This window comes from Sphingopyxis sp. (assembly GCF_016463645.1).
Lineage (GTDB): Bacteria > Pseudomonadota > Alphaproteobacteria > Sphingomonadales > Sphingomonadaceae > Sphingopyxis.
This window is the reverse complement of the sequence record NZ_JAEMQX010000142.1, coordinates 1-8587: the sequence shown is the minus strand read 5'-3', so window position 1 is coordinate 8587 and position 8587 is coordinate 1. Positions and strand designations below refer to the sequence as shown.

Here is an 8587-nt window from a genome sequence, read left to right as displayed (position 1 = left end):
ATCGTCTACGACAAGGATCTCGACCAGATCTATCTCGGCGTCGGCAACGGCAATCCATGGAACCATGGCACGCGCTCGAACGGCGAGGGCGACAACTGGTTCCTCTCGTCCGTCGTGGCTCTGGATGCGACCACCGGCAAGTACAAGTGGCACTATCAGGAGACCCCGGCCGAGACGTGGGACTATACCGCGACCCAGCCGATCATCCTCGCCGAGCAGCAGGTCGACGGAAAGCCGGTGAAGGTGCTGTACCATGCGCCGAAGAACGGTTTCTTCTTCACGATCGACCGGACGAACGGCAAGCTGATCGATGCCAAACCCTTCGTCGACGGGATCAACTGGGCGACCGGCTACGACCTCGCCACCGGCCGTCCGATCGAAAATCCCGAGGCGCGCTTCTACCGGACGGGCAAGCCCTTCATCGCCATCCCCGGCGCGCTCGGCGCGCACAACTGGCATCCGATGAGCTATAACCCCACGACGGGTCTCGTCTATATCCCCGCGCAGCAGATTCCGCAGGGCTATCTTGCCGACATGGACGAGCTCGACAAGCGCAAGGTGCTCGGCTTCAATGTCGGCACCTCGCTGAACAAGACGCTGCTTCCCGACGACAAGGCCGCATTCAGGGCGGCGATCGCTGCGACCACCGGCCGCCTCGTCGCCTTCGACCCGCGCACCGGCAAGGTGGCATGGAGCGTCGACCATCCCGCGGCGTGGAACGGCGGCACGATGACCACCGCGGGCAATCTCGTCTTCCAGGGGACGAGCACCGGCCGCTTCCGCGCCTATGCCGCCGACACGGGCAGGCAGTTGCTCGACCTCGACATGCAGTCGGGGATCGTCAGCGCGCCCTCGACCTTCCGCGTCGGCGGCGTCCAATATGTCGCCTTCCAGACGAGCAAGGGCGGCGCCTTCCCGCTCGTCGCCGGCGTCGCGGGCGGTGTGACACGCAAGGTTCCCAACATCCCGCGCCTCGTCGTGATGAAGATCGGCGGCGCGATGAAGCTCCCCGCCCCGCCCGCCTCGACCGCGCTCGCGTGGAACCCGCCGCCGCAGTTCGGGACCCCCGCGCAGGTCGCGGCGGGCAAGGCCCATTTCGGGCGCTATTGCATCGTCTGTCACGGCGACAGCGCGATCGGCAACGGCTTCACCCCCGACCTGCGCGTCTCGGGCACGCTGGCCAACGCCGACGCGTGGAAGTCGGTCATCATCGATGGTGCGCTCAAGGATCGCGGCATGGTGAGCTTCGCGAGGGTGCTCACCCCGCAGGATGCCGAGGCGATTCGGGCCTATGTCATCGAGCGGTCGAACTGGACCAAGGCCAATTTGCCCGACGCATCGGCCCCGATGGGGCGCTGATTGCTCAAAAATTAGGCACTCGGATACCGCCGCTGCCCACCCCTTGGGCAGCGGCGGTATTTCGTTTCAAATTTCTTACCGAAACCTCGCGATTCGCCAATTGGCACGGCTTTTGATTGGTGCAAGATGGCGGGACACCGCACCGACTCACGGGTGAACCGGACAGGCAGACCTGATCCGGCTTTATGTGCGAAGGGCGGCGGCCAGCCCAAAGGGGGACGAAAAGCGTGAAGAAGATTGAGGCGATCATCAAGCCGTTCAAGCTCGACGAGGTGAAGGAAGCGCTGCACGAAGTCGGTGTCAGCGGGATCACCGTCACCGAAGCCAAGGGCTTCGGCCGGCAAAAGGGTCACACCGAACTCTATCGCGGCGCCGAATATGTCGTCGACTTCCTGCCCAAGGTGAAGCTCGAGGTCATCGTCGAGGACTCGATGGCCGAACGTGTGGTGGAGGCGATTGCCGCCGCCGCGCAGACCGGCCGCATCGGCGACGGCAAGATCTTCGTCATTCCGGTCGAGACCGCGCTCCGCATCCGCACCGGCGAACGCAACGAGGATGCGCTTTAATCAGCTCATAATTTTCGAAAACCCGACAACCCCCGGCACGCCGGACCATTTCGCAAGAAGGAAGCATGGACGATGGCTACGAAGCCCAAGGATATCATCGCGCGGATCAAGGACAACGACATCGAGTGGGTCGACCTGCGCTTCACCGACCCCAAGGGCAAGTGGCAGCACCTGACCATGGTCGCATCGATCCTCGGCGAGGATGAACTCGAGGACGGCCTGATGTTCGACGGCTCGTCGATCGAGGGCTGGAAGGCGATCAACGAGAGCGACATGATCCTGAAGCCCGACCTCGACGCGGTCTATGACGATCCCTTCTCGGCAACCCCGATGCTCGTGATCTTCTGCGACATCGTCGAGCCGTCGACCGGCGAAGGCTATGCCCGCGACCCGCGCACCACCGCGAAGCGCGCCGAGGCCTATGTCGCCTCGACCGGCATCGGCGACACCGTCTATGTCGGCCCCGAAGCCGAATTCTTCATGTTCGACGACGTCCGTTTCGAAACCGGCTACAACAAGTCGGGCTTCGAGATCGACGATATCGAGCTGCCGACGAACACCGGCCGCAGCTACGAAGGCGGCAACCTCGCGCACCGTCCGCGCGCCAAGGGTGGTTATTTCCCCGTCGCACCGGTCGACAGCGCGGTCGACATCCGCGCCGAGATGGTCTCGACGATGCTCGAAATGGGCCTGCCCTGCGACAAGCATCACCATGAAGTCGCCGCGGCGCAGCACGAGCTTGGCCTGACCTTCGGCACGCTGACCGAAACCGCCGACCGCATGCAGATCTACAAGTACGTCGTGCACCAGGTCGCGCACGCCTATGGCAAGACCGCGACCTTCATGCCCAAGCCGATCAAGGACGACAACGGCAGCGGCATGCACACCCACATCTCGATCTGGGAAAAGGGCAAGCCGCTCTTCGCCGGCAACGGCTATGCCGGCCTTTCGGACATGTGCCTCTATTTCATCGGCGGCGTCGTCAAGCACGCCAAGGCACTCAACGCCTTCACCAACCCGACGACGAACAGCTACAAGCGCCTCGTCCCGGGCTTCGAAGCCCCGGTGCTGCTCGCTTACTCGTCGCGCAACCGTTCGGCCTCGTGCCGCATCCCCTATGGTGCCGGCGCCAAGTCGAAGCGCGTCGAATTCCGTTTCCCCGACGCGATGGCGAACCCCTATCTCTGCTATTCGGCGCTGCTGATGGCGGGGCTCGACGGCATCCAGAACAAGATCCACCCCGGCGACGCGATGGACAAGAATCTCTACGATCTGCCGCCCGAGGAACTGAGCGAAGTCCCGACCGTCTGCGGTTCGCTCCGCGAAGCGCTCGACAGCCTGATGGCCGACCACGACTTCCTGCTGAAGGGCGACGTGTTCAGCAAGGACCAGATCGAAGCCTATGTCGAGCTGAAGTGGGACGAGGTCTATCGTTTCGAGCAGACCCCGAGCCCGGTCGAATTCGACATGTACTACAGCGCCTGATCGCACGCGATCAGCGACGCCAAGGGGGGCGTCCGGTTCGGGGGAACCGGACGCCCTTTTTGCGTTCCCCTTTGCGTCAGCGCGTCATCATGCCGCGTTTGCCGATCGCGACGAACGACCCGAGCAGCATCATCGCCGAAAGCGTCGTGACGACGTCGATCGGGGTCAATGTCGCCCCGAAGCCGAGGAAGTCGGCCGCCGCCCAGAGCGACAGCACGACCCAGCTTATACAGAAGGCCCAGAGGCAACCTTCGAGGCCGAGCTGCCAATTGAGCTCGTCGAACGCATTCCGCCAGCGCCAGCTCGCGAAGACCCCCGCCACCGTCGACAGAAGCAGCGCCCCCATCGCGACTTCGGCGGACACCGGGCCGGCCGCGAAACCCGGCGAGCGCGCCAGCGCAAGCAGGAGCAGCAGCGCACCCGTAACGCCCATCACCGCAACCGATCGCGCCATTCCGGCGCGGTCGTCGCGCAGCTCGTCGGCATCGCCCACATTGAGGAGTTTGGCGCCCGCCTGCGGCGCGGCGAGCCCGAAGGCGACGAAGCCGCCCATCAGCAGATAGACCAGCCCGACCCCGGCGAGCGCAACCCGCGAAGGCCCCATCGCGTCGAGCAGTCCGGCACCCGCCAGCGCGAGCGCCGCCGCCGAAACGCCGCCGCCGACCGCGGCGCCCACCAGCATCTTCAACGCCGACGCCCTGAACTGCGACACCTTTTCTCCGGTCATGGCCTTGCTCATCCTTCACCCTCCGGCATCCAATGATCGATAAACAGCTCGCGCACTTCGAGCCCGAACAATCGGGCCATGCGGAGCGCAAGCGGCAGGCTGGGGTCGTATTTGTCGGTTTCGACCGCGTTGATCGTCTGGCGCGAGACGCCGAGCCGCCGGGCGAGTTCGCCCTGACTCCATCCCGCCCCTTCGCGATACTGTCGAACCCGATTTTCCAAAGCCCGCCCCCTGTAAAGAGTTCTTTACATATCGAAGCGCCGCCTGTCAAATATTCTTTACACCCCCGCAAATCCCCGCGGAGAACTCGGGAACCCGCCTGACGTGGGGCCGGCCTTGCGCGAATGTTGGCAAACCGGCGCCCTTGCGATCCCCTTCGCCGGGTGGCAGGCTCCCGCCGCGTCGGTTTGTTCGTGAAAGGCTGTTCCTTCATGCGGTTACGCGTTTTTGCCGCCCTCACCCCCTTGCTTCTGACTTCTTGTGGAGGCGGAGGCGGAGGCGGCGGCGGCGGAACCCCGCCGACCGCTAACGGCCCACCCGCCTTCACCTCGCTCCAGACCGTCAGCGTCGCCGAAAACACGACCGCCGCCTATCAGGCGACCGCGAGCGACCCCGATGGCGACGCGCTGACTTTCGCGATCGACGGCGGTGCCGACGCGGCGCGCTTCTCGATCACCGCCGCCGGCGCGCTGCGCTTCAGGGAAGCGCCCGACTACGACCTGCCGGGCGATGCCGATGGCGACAATGTCTATGCCGTCCAGCTCCGCGTCAGCGATGCCGGCGCGAGCGCGACGCAGACGGTCAACATCACCGTCACCAACAGTCGCGAGGGCATCTCGGTCGCGCGCGTCGGTTCGGGGTTCGACCAGCCGACATATCTTCTCGGCATTCCGGGAAGCGGCGATGTCTATGTGCTGGAAAAGGCCGGGCGGGTCTATCGCCTGACCCCGTCGACCGGCGCAAGGACGCTGCTCTTCACGGTCGGCGACCTCTCGACCGACGGCGAGCGCGGATTGCTTGGCATGGCGCTGCTGCCGAACCCGGCGAATTCCGATCGCTTCATGATCTATTGCACCAATGCCGCGGGCGATATCGAGCTTCGCGAATATGGCTCCCTCTCCGGATCGCCGCGCGTGCTGGCGAGGCTCGTCATCCCGCATCCCGGCGCGAACAACCATAACGGCGGTTCGATGGTCTTCGGCCCCGACGGCTATCTGTATGTCGGGGTAGGCGACGGTGGCGGCGCGGGCGATCCCGGCAACAATGCGCAAAACCCCGATTCGCAGCTCGGCAAGATATTGCGGATCTGGGTCGTGCCCGACCCCTATGCCGGCGCCTCGGTGCCGTCCGACCGGGATTTCCTGAGGCCCGCACCCGGCAATCCCTATATCGGCGGTGGCGGCGACCCCTATGTCTATGCTCTCGGCCTCCGCAATCCGTTTCGCACGTCCTTCTCGGGTACGTCGCTGATCATCGCCGATGTCGGTCAGGGGGCGCGTGAAGAAATCGACCTCGTCACGACGACCCAGCCGGGGCTCAATTTCGGTTGGCGCTTCAGGGAGGGAACCCAGCCCTTTACCGGCACGTCGCCCGCCGGCCTCACCGATCCCGTCGCCGAATATGGCCATGGCAGCGGCCCACGACAGGGCAATTCGATCACCGGCGGCTATGTCTACCGCGGCCCGGTAACCTCCCTGCAGGGCCAATATGTCTTCGCCGATTTCGTTTCGGGCAACATCTGGTCGATCCCTTTCGCCAGCCTCGTTCCCGGTCAGACGCTCGCCTCGTCGCGCTTCGGCCGGCGCAACGAGGATTTCGCGCCCGACGCCGGCGCGCTCAGCCAGATCGTCTCCTTCGGCGAGGATAGTGCGGGCAATCTGTTTATCGTCGGCCTCGGCGGCGATATTTTCATGGTGCGGCCGGGCTAAGCGCTTGCGGGGGCCGGAGGCGCGCGGCACAAGAGCGCTCCAGAGGAGGCCTCCCCATGAAATCATTGCCGTTCGTTGCGCTCGTCGCCCTTCAGCTCGCGTTCGCGCCGACCGCAGAGGCGAAGCTGTCAAAAGCCGAAAGCGCGATGACCGGAACGGTCGCGGCCGAACAGGACCGTTCGCTCGCCCTGCTCGAAAGGCTCGTCAACCAGAACAGCGGCTCGCTGAATCTCGAAGGCGTCGAGAAGGTCGGGACGATGATGCGCGCCGAACTCGAACCGCTCGGCTTCAGGGTCGAGTGGAAGCCGATGCGCGACACCGGCCGCGCCGGCCATCTGATCGCGACGCACACGGGCAGGCCCGACGGGAAGCGCCTGCTCCTGATCGCGCATCTCGACACCGTGTTCGAACCCGACTCGCCCTTCCAGAAATTCACCCGCAAGGGCGATATGGGTGAAGGTCCCGGCGCGGGCGACGACAAGGGCGGGATGGTCGTCATCGTCGCGGCGCTCCGCGCGATGCAGGCGGCGGGCACGCTGAAGGACGCCAATATCGAAATCCACATGACCGGCGACGAGGAGGATTCGGGCAGCCCGATCGAAAAGGCGCGCGCCGACCTGATCGCCGCGGGCAAGCGCAGCGACGTCGCGCTCGATTTCGAAGGGCTGGTCCGCGACAATGGCGCCGACATGGGCTCGGTCGCGCGGCGATCGTCGGATAGCTGGACCGTCACCGCGACGGGGAAAAGCGCGCACAGTTCGGGCATTTTCAGCGCCGCGGCGGGCGACGGCGCCATCTATGAACTGACGCGCATCGTCCACCGCTTCCGCACCGAACTGCCCGAACCCAACCTGACCTTCAACGTCGGGCTGATCGCCGGCGGGCAGCAGGCCGATCTCGACGCGGGCGGCATCCGCGCCACCGTCAGCGGCAAGACCAACATCATCGCGCCGGTCGCGGTCGCGCGCGGCGATCTTCGCGCGCTCTCGCCCGAACAGATCGAGCGCGTGAAGGCGAAAATGGCGGCGATCGTCGCCGACCATGCACCGGGCACCGACGCGAAGATCGCCTTCGACCCCGGCGGCTATCCCTCGATGGCGCCGACCGACGGCAACCGCGCCCTGCTCGCCAAGCTCAACGGCGTGAACCGTGACCTCGGCCTCGCCGAAATGGCGCCGCTCGATCCGCTCAAGCGCGGCGCGGGCGACATCAGTTTCGTTGCCGCCGACGTCGACGGGCTCGCGGGACTCGGACCCTACTCGACCGGCGATCATGCACCGGGCGAGGCGGTCGATATCCCGAGCATCAGCCGGCAGGCGACGCGCGCTGCCATCCTGATGTCACGTCTTTCTGCTGAAAAACGCTGAACTGCCGTCTTTGGCAGTTGGCCGCGCTTGATTCATGGGGCACAGTGATTAGGTAGCAATCCGAGACGGAATTGACCGCCGATGGGAGAAGAATGATGAGCACCGAAACGCACCTCAAACAGAATTACATCGGCGGCCGCTGGGTCGACAGCAAGGGCGGCAAGCTCCACGACGTCATCAACCCCGCGACCGAGGAAGCGGCGTCGACCGTCGTGCTCGGCACCGCCGCCGACGTCGACGACGCCGTCGCCGCGGCGAAGGAAGCGTTCAAGAGCTTCTCGCAGACGACGCGCGAGGAACGGCTCGACCTCCTGAACCGCATCGTCGAGGAATATAAGAAGCGCGCGGGAGATCTCGCCAAGTCGATGGCATCCGAAATGGGCGCTCCGGTCAGCTTCGCGGGCACCGCGCAGGTCGGCGCCGGTATCGGGGGCTTTATCGGCACGATCGCCGCGCTGAAGGATTTCAGCTTCACCGAAAAATATGCCGCGGGCATGATCGCCTATGAACCGATCGGCGTCGTCGGCATGATCACCCCGTGGAACTGGCCGCTGAACCAGATCGCATTGAAGGTCGCTCCGGCCCTGGCGGCAGGCAACACGATGGTGCTCAAGCCCTCCGAAGAATGCCCCGGCAACGCGGTGATCTTCGCGGAGATCCTCGACGCCGCGGGTGTGCCGCCGGGCGTCTTCAACCTCGTGCAGGGCGACGGCCCGACCGTCGGCAATGCGATCAGCGCGCATCCCGGTATCGAAATGGTGAGCTTCACCGGTTCGACCCGCGCGGGCATTCTCGTAGCCAAGGCGGCGGCCGACACGGTCAAGCGCGTCCATCAGGAGCTCGGCGGCAAGTCGCCGAACATCGTCCTGCCCGACGCCGATTTCGCCGCGGTGCTGCCGCCGACGGTGCAGGGCGTGCTCGTCAACACCGGCCAGAGCTGCATCGCCCCGACGCGCATCCTTGTCCAGAAGGACCGCGAGGCCGAAGCCGTCGGCGTGATCAAGGCGATGTTCGACGGGACGCAGGTCGGCGATCCGCAGGCCGAGGGCGGCCATATCGGCCCCGTCGTCAACAAGGCGCAGTTCGACAAGATCCAGGGTCTGATCCAGTCGGCGATCGACGAAGGCGCGACGCTGGAGACCGGCGGCACCGGCC

The 8587-nt window shown here is 65.4% G+C and carries 8 protein-coding genes; 6 read left to right on the top strand and 2 right to left on the bottom strand.

What is annotated here, in order from left to right:
- The 3 genes from JHC57_RS19265 to glnA form a co-directional block, all read left to right on the top strand.
- Positions 1-1359: PQQ-binding-like beta-propeller repeat protein (locus tag JHC57_RS19265; RefSeq protein ID WP_294032145.1), on the top strand; the 1359-nt coding region annotated here is incomplete at its 5' end.
- Between the two features lie 227 nt (positions 1360-1586).
- Positions 1587-1925, top strand: coding sequence for a P-II family nitrogen regulator (locus tag JHC57_RS19260; RefSeq protein ID WP_037518110.1), 339 nt, complete (start codon positions 1587-1589; stop codon positions 1923-1925).
- Between the two features lie 72 nt (positions 1926-1997).
- Positions 1998-3410, top strand: coding sequence for a type I glutamate--ammonia ligase (gene glnA, locus JHC57_RS19255; RefSeq protein WP_294032138.1), 1413 nt, complete (start codon positions 1998-2000; stop codon positions 3408-3410).
- A gap of 76 nt (positions 3411-3486) precedes the next feature.
- On the opposite strand, the gene JHC57_RS19250 is transcribed toward glnA, so the two are convergent.
- Both JHC57_RS19250 and JHC57_RS19245 read right to left on the bottom strand, forming a co-directional pair.
- Positions 3487-4137: a hypothetical protein gene (locus JHC57_RS19250; RefSeq protein ID WP_294032136.1), complete on the bottom strand. Its 651-nt coding sequence runs from the start codon at positions 4135-4137 to the stop codon at positions 3487-3489.
- An 8-nt stretch (positions 4138-4145) separates the two neighbouring features.
- Entirely contained in the window at positions 4146-4358 is a 213-nt protein-coding gene (locus tag JHC57_RS19245; protein WP_294032128.1) for a helix-turn-helix transcriptional regulator, read from the bottom strand.
- A gap of 210 nt (positions 4359-4568) precedes the next feature.
- Between JHC57_RS19245 and JHC57_RS19240 the strand changes: the two genes are divergently transcribed.
- The 3 genes from JHC57_RS19240 to JHC57_RS19230 all read left to right on the top strand — a co-directional run.
- Positions 4569-6065: a PQQ-dependent sugar dehydrogenase gene (locus tag JHC57_RS19240; RefSeq protein WP_294032127.1), complete on the top strand. Its 1497-nt coding sequence runs from the start codon at positions 4569-4571 to the stop codon at positions 6063-6065.
- A gap of 56 nt (positions 6066-6121) precedes the next feature.
- Complete coding sequence (locus JHC57_RS19235; protein WP_294032126.1) at positions 6122-7432, top strand: M20/M25/M40 family metallo-hydrolase; 1311 nt, start codon at positions 6122-6124, stop codon at positions 7430-7432.
- A 95-nt stretch (positions 7433-7527) separates the two neighbouring features.
- The coding region (locus tag JHC57_RS19230; RefSeq protein WP_294032125.1) for an aldehyde dehydrogenase family protein at positions 7528-8587 on the top strand (1060 nt) is incomplete at its 3' end.